We start from the raw sequence: 16,455 nt of genomic DNA on the forward strand, positions 1-16,455 counted from the left end.
AATAGAGAGTTCTCAAGAGCCCCAATTGCCATTAACTACCGGCCACATATCACAAGTCTTATCCATACACCCACCAGGAGAATCAGTGCCGTTCGGCAGATGATTTAGCATCGGCTATTGGAAGTGGGCCAGAACGTCCGTTTCCGTGACGTCCCATGTCGCTGCTGCGGAGGGCTGCTTGGACTGGCGCGATGAGGTGGCCACGGCACTGAGCGAGTGGATCGGGTCGCGGGCAGGGAGTGGGCGGAGGGAAGGCTGGCAGCGCATCGGTGCGGCGCGGGCCACCGCCGAACCCGGCGTCTTTGTGGTCGATATTCGGGGATTCGACTTCAACCCCGACCTACTCGACAAATTACGCCTGTCGGGTGCCGAGAACGACACCATACGCAACGGCTTCCCGGTGATGGACGCGGTGGTGGAAGGACAGTTACTGCGGGTGCGTGTGGCTGAGTTCGCCGATCCAGCCGACCCCCATGTCTGGCGCCGGCGGGAGTCGCCCACGTTCCTGCTCACGTCGCTGCGGGACGGCATCGCCAATCTCACCGACGCGGGGCTGGCGAACCTGCTGGCCCGCGGCGAGATCGGCGGTAATCAGGCGGCGGTTTCGGCTCCCCCCGGGCTTCTCCCGGCACAGGCGCAGGCGTACCGAGCCTGTCTCGGCACCGGAGTCTGGCTCGTGTGGGGACCTCCGGGGACGGGAAAGACGCGGCTGCTCCAAGCCGCGCTCGAAGATCTCATGGCAGCCGGCAAGCGAATCTTGCTGGTCTCGGCGACCAATATCGCCGTCGACAACGCGCTGCGCGGCGTCCTCAAGAAGCGCCGCCACCAACCCGGGCAGATCGTACGGGTAGGACCGCCTCAGCTACGGGAGGTCGCCGAAGACCACCACGCCTCCTTGCCACTGCTGGTGCGAGCGCGACTCACCGAACTGGAGAAAGAGCGCGGGGCCGTGGCGGCGACGCTGCTGGAGATGCGCCGGGACGAAGAGCGGCTGCGCCATCTGGAGGCCCGTCTGGTGCGCTTCGACGTTACGGCCTACCAAAGGGCTAGGGCCCGCCTGCGTACGCTCGGCCGCGACGTGGCGTCCTTGACACGAGCCCGGCGGGACTGTGAGCAGGCTGTCGAGGCCGGCGCCATGGCGGTCGCCCACGCGCAGCGGTGGTCGGATGCGGCCGAGGCGGCGGTGACCGAGGCGTTGCCGTACAAGCAGCGGTGGCGGCAGGTCGAGGTGCAACGCGGGAAGGGGGCGCAGGTCGAGGAGGCCGCCACGCAGGCAGAAGCCGACGCGCTCCTGGCGGAGGGCGCCTGCACGCGTATTGAGCGGGAACGGAAGGAGCTGAGGCGGCCGTCGGGGAAGGTCAGGTGGTGGGACCGGCGCAAACTGGCGGAGATCGAGGAACGGCTTGCCGACGCGCGGGCCGTTCTCGACGAACGCCGGTCGCATGCCGCGGCCGCACGCGCCACTGCTGAGAGGTTCCGTCGGGACACGGAGAGGGCGATCGCGGACTTCGTCCGCGACATCCCGCTCAGCCCCGACGAGATCCGGCAGCGGGAGGACGCCGCCCGCCGGGAGGCAGACCGGTTGAGCGACCTTCAGGCGCAGCAGCTGAAGATATTGGAGCGACTCGAGAGCGTACGGCGTGACGAGGCCGCATCCCAGGCCGCTCAAGAACTGGTCGCGGAGTCAGACCGGCATGAGTGGCCGGCGCAGCATGCCGAGGCCGAGGAACTACGCAGACTTGCGGTTCAGAACGAGACACGCCGCGCTGCTCTGGAGAAACGGCACGGTGAGCTGCAGGAGCAGTACGAGAGGCTGGCCCGTGACGCCGAGGGCGAGATAGTCAGTGCTGCCAGCCTGGTGGCCACCACACTGGCCCGGTCCCGCACCAACAAGGCCGTGTGCAAGGCTTCCTACGACGTGGTGCTGATCGACGAGGTGGGCGCGGCGGCTCTGCCTGAGGTGCTTCTGGCCACGGCCAACGCCGCGCAGTGCGCAGTGCTCCTGGGGGACTTCCTGCAGCTCGGGCCTGTGCTTCCCAAGGAGATCAAGGAAAGCGCTCGGCCGGATGTCCAGCGCTGGCTGGTGCCCGATGTCTTCGAGCACTGCGGCATCACATCACCGGAGACCGCCAGCGGCCACCCCGGTTGCCTGGTGATGGACACGCAGCACCGGTTCGGCCCGCATGTCATGGACCTGGCGAACCGCCTCGCGTACGGGGGAGTTCTCAAGGCGGGAAGCGGGGTACGCGCCCGTCCCGAAGACGACCCGGAGATTGTCTTCGTCAACACGGACGGCCTTCACGAACTGGCCGAAGTCCGCCGCATGGATGGCGGCGGTGGATGGTGGCCCGCCGGCCTGCTGCTTGCCCGCGCGCTTCTTGACCTCCATCAGGATGACGGCGAAACCACCGGGGTCGTCACCCCTTACAGAGCGCAGGCAGAGGCCACCTTGGAGGCCCTGCGTGACGTCGAGCAGACCGGGCGGCCGCTGGCCGAGGTAGGCACGGCCCACCGCTTCCAGGGCCGGGAGTTCGGCGTGGTCGTTTTTGACACAGTGGAAGGGCAGGACGGCCCGGGTATGTGGATGGCTCAGGCGTCCCTGCTGCCCGGCGCTGGGCGGTCGAGCCGTGAAGGCCTGCGCCTGTTCAACGTGGCCGTCACCCGGGTGCAGACCCGTCTCTACATCATCGGCAGCCGCCATCGCCTCGCAAGCGCCCGTGCTGGGACCGCGCTCGGCCACGTCGCCGACCTGCGCCGCGAAAGGAAGCTTCGATTTCTGGAGGCGACCGATCTGATCGCACCTCCTGCGGAGGCAGCCGCGAATCTGGGCCCCGTCGGCGCCCGACTGGCCGACGTTCTCTCCCGGCACGTCGAAATCACGGCCGTCGACGACGAGCGATCCTTCTACGAGACCTTCAAAAGCCGCCTCGACGAGGCGCGGGCCTCCATCTGGCTCTGGTCTCCCTGGGTGGCCAAGCGCGTACGGAGCATCCTCCCCGCGCTGCGCGATGCCGTGGCACGAGGGGTTCGCGTCACAGTCTTCGTCAGGGACCCCAGCGACACCCTCCAGCAGAAGGAGAGCTTCGCCGACTGCCTCGCAGATCTGCGCGCGATCGTCCCCACGGTCGTCGAGGTCAATGACATGCATCAGAAAATCGTCGTCATCGACGAACGAACGGTCATGCTGGGCAGCCTCAACACGCTCTCCCAGAGCCGAACGCGTGAGGTGATGCTGACCCTGCGCGGTGGCTATTTCGCTCGCAAGATACTCGACCACGAGCACGCCCAGGATTTCAGCCGACCACAAAACTGCGGTGCGTGCCACCAATTCCAGGTCGACCTGAGGCGTCGCAAGAACGGCACCTGGTACTGGCGCTGTTACAACAAGGATTGCCCGGGCCGTTCGGGCAATCGCGCGTGGACGGCCGATGTGCGCTTTCGCACGCACAAGCCCTGAGCAGCGTTGCTGACATCCTCGAAGAGTTGCACTCAAGCGAGTTCGGACTTGGCCTTCGGTAGCAGCCCGTACTCCCAGCGGGGATCGTTCCGACAGTATTTGAACTCGATGAACGCAGGCGGGGCGGCATCGGCCACCAGATCGATGCGTGAGCCCTTGAGGACGGGGTGGGGCCATTCGACCCGGAGTAAAAGGCCCGGACGGCGATGGCCGCCGCCGCTGTCAGGGGGTGTAGATCTCCTGGAACTTTACGATCTTTCCCTGGTACACCGTGATCAGGGCCGGGCGCTTGTCCGCCAGGCGGGAGATGAGGACCTTACGGGAGCAGCGCTTCGTGCCGAGGCTCTTGTTGTCGGCGGTCACGTCCGTGCCCTTGCAGCCGGTGGCGCTGTAGAACGCGACCTTCGCCGAGATGGGCGAGGCGTACGCGGTGACGTCACCCTCCGGCGGGCCGGCGAAATGCCCCTCCGTGTTGCCGGTCTTGTCCTTCACCCACTTGATGGGCGTGTACTCGGCCACCCCGCCGCTGTAATGGGTGACCCAGCCACGCAGGATGCCGTCGTGCCGCGGGCTGATCCCCTTGGTGAAGTCGTGCTTCGGGTCGGTCTGGAAGGACGTCCCGAAGACCTTGGGCTGCTTGAACTTCGGCATGGCGGCCGCGGGCGACGCTCCGGCGGCGAGCGTCGCGGCAACGGCCGTGGCGGAGAGAACGGCGGTGAGGGATGCGGTGAGGGATGTCGAGAGCTTCACACCCGTATATGAGTGCCGGACTCGGCATTTGGTTGGCCGCCTCACGTGTGATCGTGCTCACCACCGGAGGACCCCGCGCACTCTTCGGCGCGCACCCGCCCGGCTGCGGCTGAGCGTACCCCGGCCTCCGCGCGGCGATCAGTACGCAGGGTGTAAGTGCTGGATACTGAGCGTCATGCGCGTCGACTTCGATCCCGAGGCCATGGGCGGGGCCGCCTTCTACAGGTTCCTGACCTCAGTCGTCGTCCCTCGTCCGATCGCGTGGATCTCCACCGTCACGCCGGACGGATCCATCGAGAACCTCGCCCCCCACTCCTTCTTCAGCATCGCCAGCACCGATCCGCCGATCGTGCAGTTCACCTCGATCGGCCGTAAGGACTCCCTGCGCAATGTCGAGGACACCGGCGAGTTCGTCGTGAACTTCTCCTCCGAACCGCTGCTGAACCTGATCAACGCCACCGCGACCGATTTCCCGCGGACCGTCAGCGAATTCGACTTCGCGGGGATCGAGCGCGAGGCCAGCCGGCACGTCCGGCCTCCGAGGGTCGCCGCGTCCCCTGTCGTCATGGAGTGCCGTTCGCACACCACTCTCCGTATGGGCAACTCCACCCTCGTCTTCGGACGAGTGTTTCTCGCCGCGGTGCGTGAGGAGTACATCGTCGAGAGCCGGCCCAACGCCGAACTTCTGCGCCCGCTCACCAAGCTCGGCGCCGACGAATGGGGCACCCTCGGCGCCATCCTGCACCTGAGCCGCATCCCCTACGAGGAGCCGCAGGCCGAATAGCGTCGGACCGGACCACCGTTACCATCAGCCGGCATCCGTACGGAACACCCGGTCGGCGAAATGATCGACGAAGATCATGTGAAGAAAGCGGTACTCGTGCGGGTGGGAGCCGACTGGGACCAGAAGCCCCGCCGACGCGGCGAACCCGCAGAACCTGTTCGCTCTGACGGGAAGCAGCCGTGCCGCGATGAGGATGGCCACGGGAAGCCAGGTCCCGATCGCACTGATTCCACAGACCGTGCCGACTCCCGTGCCCAGCAGGGTGCCGAGGTAGAGCCCGCCCAAGACGGCGGGGAAGGGACCCGTCCAGTTCACCGCACCGAAGACGGCGAGTGGCAGGACTACGGCCGCCACCACGGCCATCCCGACGAAGGAGGCGGAGAAGAAGAACTTGATCTCCAAGTCGGAAACCTCGGCGCCTTTCTCAAAGAACAGCGCCCCGAACAGGGCCGCGGCCACGCCCATCCCCAAGGCGCCGACGAAAGCGGAGGAGGCGCCGACACCGAGGGCCGAACCGAACACGGAGGCGTCGGGGAACGGATCGGACAAGGATGTCCGCAGCAGGAACGCGCCTGCGGCGACGGGCAGGGCCGCGAGCGCTCCCCCGATCGACGCGCGCGGTGTGGGAGGCCACGGCACGTGCCCGTCGACGACCGCAGTGGCGGCGAGCATGGACGTCACGATGCCCGGTACCCAGCACAGCGCCACCGCCACGAGCGCCCCGTGCTCCCTCACCAGCGGCACCGCCGTCGAGAGCAGGGACGCGGCCCACAGGGCGATGCCTAGCGCGGGCAGGACGGGAGTGAACAACCGGCCCGGCACCGTCCCAAGGAAAGTGGAGGGCGCCATCATCGGAGACCTGATCGTGGTCGATCCTTGCCGTCTCGCACTGCGGGCGAACTGGCCGAGCCATCTGACCGTCTGCTCGTGCGTGTATCCGCCTGCCTCCCGTCGCGGCTGCCGCAGCGCTTCGGCGACGAAGGCGTCCAAGATGTGACTCCTCCGCACGGCGTGGTCGGCGCTCGCCGCCAGTCCGCCGACGCCGGGAGCGCGGGCCACCGCCGCGAGGACCTGCAACCAGAACGGCGAGTCGATCACCTCCCACAGTGACTCGTCGGCCTCGAGCGCGCGCCCCAGGTCCGCGAAGGCGGGCCCCGCGGCGGCGAGGTACGCCGTCACCTCGGGGCGCCCCAGCGGAAGAATGGCCGCGGCGTCCCCCAGTTGAAGCCGCGGCGAGCGCTCGTACTCGGCGGTCCGGCTCGACACCACGATGACCATGCCGCCGTGCGCCTCGTAAAGCTCGTTGATGAGGTGGACGAGGCCCCCGCGCATCCCGTCGGGCACCTCGTCGAGGCCGTCCAGCAGTAGCGCGAGGTCGTCCTGCTCCAGCCAGGCCCGGCTGATTCTGGCACCGACGCCGTACCGTTCCTGCGCCTGGGCCAGCAGCCAGTCACGCAGGTCGTGGAGGGTGGGCTCACGCTTGAGGAAGGGCAGCAACGGCCGCTTGCGGCCCCACCCGCCGAGGTGGATGAGCATGGGGACCGGCCTGGACTTGGCCGCATCGTCCCGCGCCTCGTCGAGCAGTGCGGCGGTCAGTTCGAGGAGTTGGGTGGTCTTCCCGGCGCCGGGCGGCCCGAGCAGCAGCAGCGAGCGCCCGCTCTCCTCGAAAGCCTCACGCACGCCGAGCCGTGCGGCGTCGGCGGACGCGCCGAGGCGCCGCACGTGGTTGCTCAACGCCGGCGTGACGGCTCCAGGGCGCTGCTCGATCCGCGTGTCGGCACGGACCATGTCCCCCAGCCTGATCGTGAGCTGCTGTGTCACGTAGTGTCGGACGTTCTCCAGCGCCCATTCTCTGGCCGCCGGGCGGGTCTTGCCGTACCTGCGCGGCCCTGTCGCGACACCCGCCGGACGGCTCGCGGAGACAGCCAGGAACGCCGCCACCAGCCCCAGCGTCACCACAGCCGGCCACGCCCAGCTTCGGTACCGCTCCAGCCAGGACGGCAGCGGCTCGCTGGTGGCGAGGTTCGTCGCGACCGGCAGCAGCACCGAACCGACAGCGACGGCCGCGACGATCGCCCCGGCCCGCCACACCCCGCGCATCCCCACCGCCCTCACCCGATGCCCGAGGGTAATTATCTTGATATCCCCTTGACCGCGGAACGATTCGGAGCAAACCGCAGCTCATCGCGGCGGCGGCGTGGCCGGTTCGATCGCCGCGGCCGAGACCTCACTCGTGCGGGAGGAGATATCTCCAGGACAGGGCGAGCCGTGCGCCTGACGCGTCAACGAACACCGGCCAGTTGAAGGGCTGCGCCTTGTCGTGCGGCACCAGCCGGATGACCGCGTTCGCCGCCTGCCCCGAGAGGTCCTGGGTGCGGACCGGTGACTGCGGATCCGGCTGCGGGGGGACCGGCACGTCCTTCGGCCAGTCGCGGACCTTGCCCGTGCGACCCGTCGCGTCTTCGGCCACCAGCCGGACACGGTCGGCGGTGTACTCCTGTCCCTCGGCTGTCACGCGCTGCGCGAGCCGGGCCAGGCGGTCCCGTGCCTCGTAGAGCTGCTTGTCATAGGCTCCGCCGATCTCGTCCAGGGCCGGCACGCGGACCTCTCGCATCTTCCCGGCGCCCGCCCGCACACCGAGCATCGTGGTGGGGACGTCCGCCACGGCGGGCGCACCGGGATGGGGCGTGGCGGTCGGAGGCTGTCCGGTCAGGTCCTTGTCCAGGGCGGAGACGACATCGCTCACCTCGGAGGGGGACAGACGCAGTTGCCTGGCGGCGTCCACCACCACCCGCCCGTCGGCGTACACCACGACATGCGGAGGCCGGATGGCCAGCCACCCCGGCGGGACGAACCCGTCTTCCAACTGCCAAAGGGCGACCGGCTCATCGTCGCCCACCACAGGCGACGCCGCGGTCGCCTGAGCGGTGTCGTCAGCACGCCCGCAGGCCGTCCCGAGGAGGAGCACCGCGATGACCAGCGCAAAAGCTCTTATCGTCATACCACCATGACGATAGCCGGGGATCCGCGGTTCAGCCTCAGCCGGAAGATCTCAGCCGTCCTGCGTCGTTGGGCCACCCGGCCGGCACAAGGTCGCACGACCTCGTCCGCGCCCTGTCGCCTCCGACCTCAACCTGGCCTGCGGCGGCGCGGGACCGAAACGGCCGATCTCTTCACGGTCGAATGACTGATGCCCCGGGGCGCGGAAGGTGCGAGCGTCAATTGCCATGAGGGAGCACAGCCAGGAGGCCGCACCGGCTGAAAGCGGCACGTCGAGCGGATCGTCCGCTCCGGCGAGGGAACTCGGAGGCCCGGTGCCGTGTTTCTACGTGACGCTTCACTGGCGCTTACGCATGGAGCGCCGGACCGTCATGCGACGACTACCAGAGGGGGGAGCAGACGTGACGAACCAGCAGGGATTCCACTCCGGACGACATGATCAGGAGGTAGTCGGCGGCCAGGCCGGGGACGGAGAGGCGGCCGGCGGCCGGGCAGAGCGACGTGAGCGGGAGGAGGTCCGCCGCCAGGGCCGGCCTGCGCGATCGGCCGCCGGCATGAGCGCGGTGCTCGCAGGCGGGGCCGTCCTGCTCTCGGTGCTGACCGGTTGCGCCGACGGCGGAGGCACGGGCGCCGCCGCCCCGCCCGAATCGGCGAGCCCGGGCAGCGCAAACCAAGCGAGCGGGGGCCACACGAGCGGAGGCGAAGCGAGCGGGGGCCAGACGAACTCACCGGCTGCTCCGGCGACGTCCCCGACGACCGGCGGGGGCGGCGCCCCAGCCGTGACCCGGACGCCCGCTCCGACCGGCGGCGGCACTCAGCCCAGCGGTGCGCCGGGCGGCCGTTGCCAGACCTCGGACCTGCGCGCCTCGGTCGGCCCGAACCATCCCGGCGCGGGCCAGGAGAACTTCGCGATCGTGCTGACCAACAAGTCGGGTCGCACCTGCACCGTGTACGGCTTCCCGGGGGCCGCGTTCGTCAACGCCACCGGGCAGGCCGTCACGGTGAACCCGGAGCGCTTGACCGGAGTGGAGAAGCGGCGCGTGCCGGTGGCCCCGGGTCACAGCGCGTGGGCCGCCTTGACGTATACCAATCCCCAGGTCACCGGGGTGACAACAGTGACTCCGGCCGCGCTGCTGATCACACCTCCCGATGAGACCGCACCGCTCAGGGTGCGGTGGACCGGCGGTCCGGTCTCGAACACCGGCAAAGCCTCCGTTCCTCGAGTCGGCCCCTTCCAGGCAGGCGACGGCGCCTGACCGCTGAGCCGGTCTCCGACGGGACGGCGCCTGCCCGAGCACGGCCGGCGCGCTCACGGACCTCGCTCGCGGAACGCTGCGTTAAGGCGTCGGCGCCTCCCTTTGATGTGAAAAGGTGGAGTAAGTCCGTGGCCGATTGGGCCGCTGCTGAGGGAGAAAGAATGGAAATAGTCGAGGCGGCGGGCCACCAGCGCGACGGCCGTGTGCCGGACTCCGCGCATATCGGGCCCACGGTGCCGCGAATGGTGCTGGGTGCGCAGCTCCGGCGACTCCGTGAGGCACGGGGCATCACGGCCGAAGAGGCGAGCGAGACGATCCGGGCGTCACACTCCAAGATCAGTCGCCTCGAACGTGGCCGCACCGGCTTCAAACAGCGTGATGTGGCCGATCTCCTCACCTTGTACGGCGTCACCGACGAAGCCGAACGGGCGACGCTGCTGGCGATGGCCAAGCAGGCCGGCATGCCCGGCTGGTGGCAGCCGTACCAGGACGTGGTTTCCCCCTGGTGGCAGGCGTATCTCGAGCTTGAGCAGGCGGCCGGTGTCATCCGTAGTTATGAGCCCACGTTCGTCCCGGAGCTGCTGCAGACACCCGACTACGCCCGTGCGGTCATCCGATCCCTTCACCATGAGGCCCCGAAGACGGAGATCGCCCGCCGTGTCGAGCTCAGGATGAAACGGCAGCGCATCTTGCGCCGGCCGGACGCCCCCAGGCTCTGGACCGTCATCGACGAGGCGGCGTTGCATCGCTCGGTGGGCGGCGCCGCGACGATGCGCGACCAGCTACGGCACCTCATCGACATCGCCGAGCTCCCTCACGTCACCGTGCAGGTGATGCCGTTCAGCCGCGGCGGCCACGCCGCCACGGCTGGGCCCATCACCTTCCTGCGGTTCTCTGAGGACGCGTTGCCCGACGTCGTCTTCCTGGAGCAGCTCACTGGCGGGCATTATCTCGATAAGGCCGCCGATATCGCGTATTACTGGCACGTTCTCAACCGCCTGGGTGTCGAAGCGCAGCCACAGGCCGAGAGTCGGGCCCTTCTCAACGACCTTCTCAAGGACATGTGACGACGCGACGCCTCGCCGACACAGCGACGAGGGACGAGTCGTGACGGCCCTATGGCTTCCGCCCGACCCCTCCGAAGGTCTCCGCGGCGGTCGCGGTTTCGAACGGGTTGTGCTCCGGGCGCCAGAGCGATGTCGAGACCACGCCGGGCTCCAGAAGCTCCAGACCGTCGAAGAACTGAGTGATCTTCTCGGGACTGCGCAGATGATAGGGCACGGCGCCCCCCTCGTTGTAGTGGCGCTGCGCCTCGACGAATGACTCGTCGACATCGCTGCCGTCATACAGCACGAGGTAACCACCCGACGGCAGGGACTCCACTAGGCGCTTGACGATCGCCTGCGCCTCGCCGTCCGCGACGTGACCCATGATGCCCATCAGCATGAGGGCGACCGGCCGGCCGAAGTCCAGGGTCCTGGCCGCCGCTTCGAGGATCTTGTCAGGCTCGTACAGGTCGGCGTCGATGTAGGTGGTGACCCCCTGCGGGGTGCTGGTCAGCAGGGCCCGGGCGTGGGTCAGCACGAGTGGGTCGTTGTCCACGTAGACGATCCGGGACTCCGGCACGACCCGCTGGGCGACCTCATGTGTGTTGTCCACCGTCGGCAGTCCTGTGCCGATGTCGAGGAACTGGCGGACCCCGGCTTCGCCGGCCAGGTGCCGGACAGCACGGACGAGGAAGTAACGCGAGGCACGGGCCATGTCGGCGATACGCGGGAAGACCTCGCGGTACTGATCACCCGCTTCACGGTCGACGGGATAGTTGTCCTTGCCGCCGAGCCAGTAGTTCCAGATCCGGGCCGAGTGCGGCACGGTGGTGTCTATCGCCGCCGGGGCCTGATCGCCCGCGGTGGGCACCTCTTCTTTCACCGGGAAGCCTTCCTGTCGTGTCCCGCATAGGTTGGCGTCAGTCACATTCTGCCGAAGTCCCGCCCCTGGGCACCGCCCCCGCGGCGTCGACGACCCGCGGTCAGGGGTGTGCCACGTAGTTGATCAGACGGCGGGCGTGGAAGGCCTTCCGCAGTTCCTCCCTTCCGAAGGGGCCCTCGCCGAACACGTCGAACAGGCGCATTCCGGCCTCCCGGCAGATGAGGTCGTATAGGTCGGCCGGGCCTACCTCGAAGGCGCCGGCGCCGTCTCGCTGGAACTCGATGATGAGGATGGGCCGGTGCCGGGTGATGGTCCGCATGGCGCCCCGCAGGACATCGATCTCCGCGCCCTCGACGTCGATCTTGATGACCCGGGGCGTATATGAGTCCGGCAGCGAGGAGTCCAGATCGACCACGTCGACCTCGATGCGCTCGAAGCTGTGCCCTTGAAAATAGGGAAGCACGCGCAAACTGCTGAGCGCGGGCTCCTCGATGACGTGGAAGAAGGACATCCTGCCCCCGCGGTCGGCGATCGCACATTGACGAACGTCGACACCGGGAAAGTCCCGGACCAGCCTTTCCGCCAGAGCCGGGATGGGTTCGAAGGCGAGATGGCGGCCCAACGGCGCCAGGCCGACCATCTCTCGCAGGATGTCGCCGCTATTCGCGCCGATGTCGACGCAGTTGTCCTCTGGCCGCAGGACCTGTGACAGCAACGTGCGGATGGCCGAATGCTCCAAGTGATCCCGCTCGCGCAGGAAGCGCGCATGCCGCTCGCGCACGCCCTCTCCTTGGCTGGTAATGGTCACTGGCGACTCCATTGAAGCACCTGGTGACGCCGGGAACCATCGCCTCCTTATGCTGCCGGATGGCCGGGAAACCGGTTATATACATGATCCGTCTCGTCTGAGACACTGATCGTGTTCTGGGGTCCACGAGCGGAGCGTGCATGCTGGCTCGTAAAACGATGGCCGGGGAATTCCAGCATTGGAATCGCCGATGGGGAGCGCCGTTCGGATTTCACGGATATGCCGAACTGTGCCGCCCGGGCGCATTACAGGAAAGCGTCGTCCGTCGCGTCGGCATGTTCGGAGCACAACCCAACAGCAGCACCCGGCGGGTCGAGTTCCCTTGGGCGTTCCACGCGTCGCCGGTTCGTCCCGGCATGCGTGCCGTGGAAATCGGCGGCGGCATGTCCGGGTTCCAGTTCGCCCTGGACCGGTCCGGCGCGCGGGTGATCAATGTCGATCCCTTCGTCGGGTACGGCGAAGCCGGCGTCCCTTGGCCCGATCCGGTCGAGTCCCACCAGGCGCTGAACCGTCTCCTCGGAACCCGGGTGGAGTTGCGCAGGAGCAGGCTGGGCGCTGCGGGACTGCCGAGTGACTCGGCCGACGCCGTCTACTGCATCTCGACTTTGGAGCACCTCGCGGCGGCGGAGGTGGATGAGGTGCTCGCTGAGGCACGCCGGATACTGCGTCCGGGTGGCGACCTCGTGCTAACGGTGGATCTCTTCCTCGACATCCACCCGTTCACCGGGACCTCGCGCAACCAGTGGGGGCGCAATGTCCGCCTGGCCGAACTCGTGGCGGCGTCCGGCCTGCGCCTGATCACCGGTGACCGGCGGGAGCTCCTGGGGTTCCCCGAGTTCAGCCCGGAGCGGGTGCTGGCCGAGCTGGATCGGTACGAGGTGAACGATTTCTACCCCCAGCTCGCCCAACTCCTCGTGCTGCGCAAGCCGGACACGGAACCGCCCCTGGAGAGCGCCCATGAACCTCATCCTCGTGATCGCGACCATCCCTCTGATCTGGCTGTGCCGCACGACCCTCGGCCGGATGCGGGCGCTCACCCGATCAGTACGGCTGCGCCTGCGGAACCCACCCCGCGCCGCCGCTGAGGAAGCCGAACCCGCGCTGAGCTTCTCCCTCCTGGTCACGGCGCGAAGGGAGGCGGCTGTGCTGGAGGACAACCTGCTGCGCCTGTCCCTGTCCGACCACCCGGCCTTCGAGATTTTCGCGGTCGTGGACGCCGACGACGACGCCACCGTGGCCGCGGCGCGGCGAGCGGCGGCCATCAGGCCCGACCTGATCACGGTGCTCGTGGACGAGGGGGGAGACATGAAATCCGGCGCGCTCAACCGGGCCCTGGCCCATTGCCGCCACGACGTCATCGGGGTCTTCGACGCGGACGGCTGGACACACCCGGGTCTCCTCCGCGCCGTGGACGCCCATCTGCGGCGAACCGGGGCCGACGCGATCCAGGCGCAGAACCAGCCGCTCAGGAACTCGCCTCGCTGGTACCAGTCGCAGCACATGGTGGAGACGTACTTCATGTTCCTGAACGAGCCGCGCGCGGTGGAGATCGGGTTGCTGGACGTCAGGCTCAGCGGAAACTCCTGCTTCATCCGCCGCGACGCGCTGACCGAAATCGGCGGCTGGAAACCCGATCAGCTCGCCGAGGACTGCGACCTCACGATACGGCTCATGCTCGCCGGGAAGAAGCTGAGCTTCCTGCCCGAGGCGACGCTCGCCACCATCGAGGAGACCCCCTCGGGCATCACGGCCTTCGTCCGTCAGCGGGCCCGATGGAACCAGGGCTTCCTCCAGGTCCTGCTGGACGGGGAGTGGCGCCTGCTCCCCCGGCCGGAGCGCCGCAAGATGCGCAATGTCCTGCTCGCGAACCTCTTCCGGGCCGCCTACCTTCCAGTCCTGCCGCTGTCGGTGTTCGCGGCCCTGGCGCTGGGACCGCCGGGAATCGTCCTGCTCTCCTCACTGACCGCGGCCGGCGTCGTCAATACCTTCCTGACGACGGCCCTGGTACACCCGCTCCAGGACGACTTCCCCTTCACCATGCCGAAATGGGCGAGACTCCGGTTGGCCGTCACCGTTCCCCTCTTCCACGCCGCGCTGATGGCGGCGGCCATGGTCGCGGTGCTGCGAGAGCTGCGGGGCGATCGCTCCTGGGCCAAAACCGCGCACTTCGGACTTGAACTCCCGCGCGGCGCGGCGTAGGACGCCAGTGCGCGTGCTGGTGGTTTCCAACGAGACGCCGTCGGAACGGGCTACCGGGTTGCGCAGGCGGCTGTACCACACACTCAACGCCCTGGCCCAGATCGCGCGGGTGGACCTCTTCTCGGTGGTGGACCCCGAGTGGGCCACTCCCGCGCCGGCGGCGGAGGATCTCCGGCTCCTGCGGACGCGCGTCATCCAGCTCCCCCGGAGCCGCCGACGCCGGCGCGTCCTGCGGACGATCCCGGGAGAGCTCGCCGCGGCGCGGGACGAGGCGGTGCGCCAGGCGTTCCTGACGTGGGCCGCGCCGCCGTACGACCTTGTCTGGTTCAGCCGCGTCAACGGCTATGTCATGCTCGCCGACCTGCTCTCCGCGCCGCACGTGGTCGACCTCGACGACCTCGAACACCGCAAGCTGATGGCCCAGCGCCGGGCCCGCGCCACCGGTCCGGAGCGACCGAGGCTGGCGGAGACACTTCGCTGGCTCATGCTGGAGCGCCGGGTCGCCCGTACCGCGGACGCCGTGGTCCTGTGCAGCACGCTGGACCGGGACCGGCTGGGGATGGGCAACATCTGGGTGGTACCCAACGGGTATGAGGACACGGTCCCGATGGGCCGGGCCACCGGTCCGGCCGCCAGAGGACGGCCCCCGACGATCGCACTCGTCGGGTTGCTGCGCTACGGCCCCAACGCCGACGGCGCGCGGCTCCTGGTACGCGAGATCCTCCCGCTGATCCACCAGGTGATCCCGGACGCCCGGGTCCGGCTGGTGGGCCAGGCCGGGCCGGATGTGACGGGTCTGCACCTGCCCCCGGCCGTCACCGTGACCGGGTGGGTTTCCGACGTCGCCTCCGAACTGGAGCGGGCGGACGTCATCGTCGCGCCACTGCGCTATGGCAGCGGGACCCGTACCAAGATCATCGAAGCGTTCGCGCACAGGATCCCCGTGGTGTCGACGGCGCTGGGCGCCGAGGGACTCGACGCGATCCACGGCCGGCACCTGCTGATCGGGGAGACCGCGGCCGAGCTGGCGGACGCCTGCGTGGCGCTGCTCCGGGACCAGGCCCTGCGCCCCCGGCTCGTCCGTGAGGCCCACCGGCTGTACCGGGACCGGTTTCGATGGGTGGACATCGCCGAGAAGGTCAAGCAGGTGGCGCTGACCACGGCGGCGGTCAGCCGGGAAGGCTTTCCAACCAGGTCGTGACCTCCGCGCCGCGATGGCTGCCGAGCGCGGTCAGCTCCCGCAGGGCGGCCTCGCCCAGCCGCCGGGCCTCGCCGGCGTCGCGGTCCGCCAGAGCGGCCTGCGCCTGGCAGTACAGGCCGACCGCGGCCTGCTCGTCGTTGCCCGCGTCGCGCGCCGTGCGGGTCATGTCCGTGAACCACTCCAGGGCCGCGTGCGCGTGGCCGAGGTCCAGTTCCACCTCGCCCATCGCGTGGAGGAAGAGCGCGCGCGTGTTGGCGTTCTCCGCCGCCCGCGAGCCGAGGCCCTCGGCCAGCACGTCGCGCGCTTCGTCTGTACGGCCCGCCTCCCTCACCGTACGCCCGAGGGCCAGTAGTGCCCCCGCCTCCAGGTCCACGATGCCCAGCTGGCGTCCGGCCGCCAGGGCTTCCCGAATCCTGATCTCGGCCGTCGCGTGATCGTGTCGCTGCAGGGCGAGCTGCCCGAGCTCCAGGCGCACCCGCGCCAGCCGCTCGTTGGCGCCCGACCGCTCCGCGATCTCCGCCGCCTCCTTCAGGTGCGTCTCGGCGGCGTCCAGGTCACCGACGGCCCTCGTCGCCCATCCCAGGGCGACCAGGATGGGCACGCGTTCCTGATGATCCACCTCGCGGGCCAGGGCCAGCGCCTCGCCGAGCGGCCCCCGCGCCTGCGCGAACGCGCCGCGCATGGCGGCGACCCAGCCGAGGCCCTGCAGCGCCGAGATGGTCTGGTCACGGCGCGAGAAGCGCCTGGCGATGGACAGCGCCTCCGTGAAGTGCGCCTCCGCGGTGGCGAAGTCACCGCCCCCGCCGGCTGACCAGGCGAGAACGTGGAGCACGTCACCGACGAGGTTCTGGTCGTCGAGGCCACGGGCGAGCTCCAGGCTCTCGGCGAGATGAGCCCGTGCCTGTTCGTGGGCTCCGCGCTGACCGGCCACCCAGCCGAGACCCTGCAGCGACCGGCTTCGCTGGTAGCCGCTGCCGGCCGAGCCGACCTCGGTGAACAGCGAGGCGGACTCCTCGAGGTCTCCCCGTATGCCGACCAGCCAGGCCAGCTTGGTCAGGACCGCGCCCTCCT

The 16,455-nt window shown here is 69.0% G+C and carries 13 protein-coding genes; 7 read left to right on the forward strand and 6 right to left on the reverse strand.

Annotated features, from left to right (window positions below):
- Positions 1-178: 178 nt before the first annotated feature.
- A complete protein-coding gene (locus tag N5079_RS18940; protein ID WP_261585252.1) occupies positions 179-3,457 on the forward strand; it encodes an AAA domain-containing protein in 3,279 nt (1,092 codons plus the stop codon).
- Positions 3,458-3,679: 222 nt separating this feature from the next.
- Here N5079_RS18940 and N5079_RS18945 read toward each other — a convergent pair whose 3' ends face one another.
- Positions 3,680-4,207, reverse strand: coding sequence for a hypothetical protein (locus N5079_RS18945; protein WP_261585253.1), 528 nt, complete (start codon positions 4,205-4,207; stop codon positions 3,680-3,682).
- A 175-nt stretch (positions 4,208-4,382) separates the two neighbouring features.
- Between N5079_RS18945 and N5079_RS18950 the strand changes: the two genes are divergently transcribed.
- Positions 4,383-4,991: a flavin reductase family protein gene (locus N5079_RS18950; protein WP_261585254.1), complete on the forward strand. Its 609-nt coding sequence runs from the start codon at positions 4,383-4,385 to the stop codon at positions 4,989-4,991.
- A gap of 24 nt (positions 4,992-5,015) precedes the next feature.
- Here N5079_RS18950 and N5079_RS18955 read toward each other — a convergent pair whose 3' ends face one another.
- Both N5079_RS18955 and N5079_RS18960 read right to left on the reverse strand, forming a co-directional pair.
- Positions 5,016-7,106 (reverse strand): hypothetical protein, encoded by a 2,091-nt coding sequence (locus tag N5079_RS18955; RefSeq protein WP_261585255.1) that lies wholly within the window; start codon positions 7,104-7,106, stop codon positions 5,016-5,018.
- Between the two features lie 112 nt (positions 7,107-7,218).
- Complete coding sequence (locus N5079_RS18960) at positions 7,219-7,992, reverse strand: hypothetical protein (RefSeq protein ID WP_261585256.1); 774 nt, start codon at positions 7,990-7,992, stop codon at positions 7,219-7,221.
- A gap of 400 nt (positions 7,993-8,392) precedes the next feature.
- Between N5079_RS18960 and N5079_RS18965 the strand changes: the two genes are divergently transcribed.
- The gene (locus N5079_RS18965) at positions 8,393-9,247 is read left to right on the forward strand and encodes a DUF4232 domain-containing protein (protein WP_261585257.1); all 855 of its coding nucleotides are present in this window, start codon (positions 8,393-8,395) and stop codon (positions 9,245-9,247) included.
- A 161-nt stretch (positions 9,248-9,408) separates the two neighbouring features.
- Positions 9,409-10,314, forward strand: a complete 906-nt coding sequence (locus N5079_RS18970) for a helix-turn-helix domain-containing protein (protein ID WP_261585258.1) — start codon at positions 9,409-9,411, stop codon at positions 10,312-10,314.
- 49 nt (positions 10,315-10,363) lie between these two features.
- Here the strand turns inward: N5079_RS18970 and N5079_RS18975 are convergent, their stop codons facing one another.
- Positions 10,364-11,176 carry an SAM-dependent methyltransferase gene (locus tag N5079_RS18975; protein WP_261585259.1) on the reverse strand — a complete coding sequence of 271 codons (813 nt, stop codon included), beginning with the start codon at positions 11,174-11,176 and terminating at the stop codon, positions 10,364-10,366.
- A gap of 100 nt (positions 11,177-11,276) precedes the next feature.
- Entirely contained in the window at positions 11,277-11,984 is a 708-nt protein-coding gene (locus N5079_RS18980; protein ID WP_261585260.1) for an FkbM family methyltransferase, read from the reverse strand.
- Between the two features lie 356 nt (positions 11,985-12,340).
- Here N5079_RS18980 and N5079_RS18985 point away from each other — a divergent pair, with 356 nt between their 5' ends.
- From N5079_RS18985 to N5079_RS18995, 3 genes are read left to right on the forward strand one after another with little or no spacing between them, the layout of a single operon-like run.
- Positions 12,341-13,069, forward strand: coding sequence for a class I SAM-dependent methyltransferase (locus N5079_RS18985; protein ID WP_261585261.1), 729 nt, complete (start codon positions 12,341-12,343; stop codon positions 13,067-13,069).
- Positions 12,951-14,183 carry a glycosyltransferase gene (locus tag N5079_RS18990; RefSeq protein ID WP_261585269.1) on the forward strand — a complete coding sequence of 411 codons (1,233 nt, stop codon included), beginning with the start codon at positions 12,951-12,953 and terminating at the stop codon, positions 14,181-14,183. The genes N5079_RS18985 and N5079_RS18990 overlap by 119 nt, the downstream gene beginning before the upstream one ends.
- A 13-nt stretch (positions 14,184-14,196) precedes the next feature.
- On the forward strand, positions 14,197-15,384 hold the full coding sequence (locus N5079_RS18995) for a glycosyltransferase (RefSeq protein WP_261585262.1): 1,188 nt from the start codon (positions 14,197-14,199) through the stop codon (positions 15,382-15,384).
- Here the strand turns inward: N5079_RS18995 and N5079_RS19000 are convergent.
- The coding region (locus tag N5079_RS19000) for a tetratricopeptide repeat protein (protein WP_261585263.1) at positions 15,353-16,455 on the reverse strand (1,103 nt) is incomplete at its 5' end. The two genes, N5079_RS18995 and N5079_RS19000, sit on opposite strands and share 32 nt — an antisense overlap.

Source organism: Planotetraspora sp. A-T 1434, assembly GCF_025420585.1.
Taxonomy (GTDB): domain Bacteria; phylum Actinomycetota; class Actinomycetes; order Streptosporangiales; family Streptosporangiaceae; genus JAOEGB01.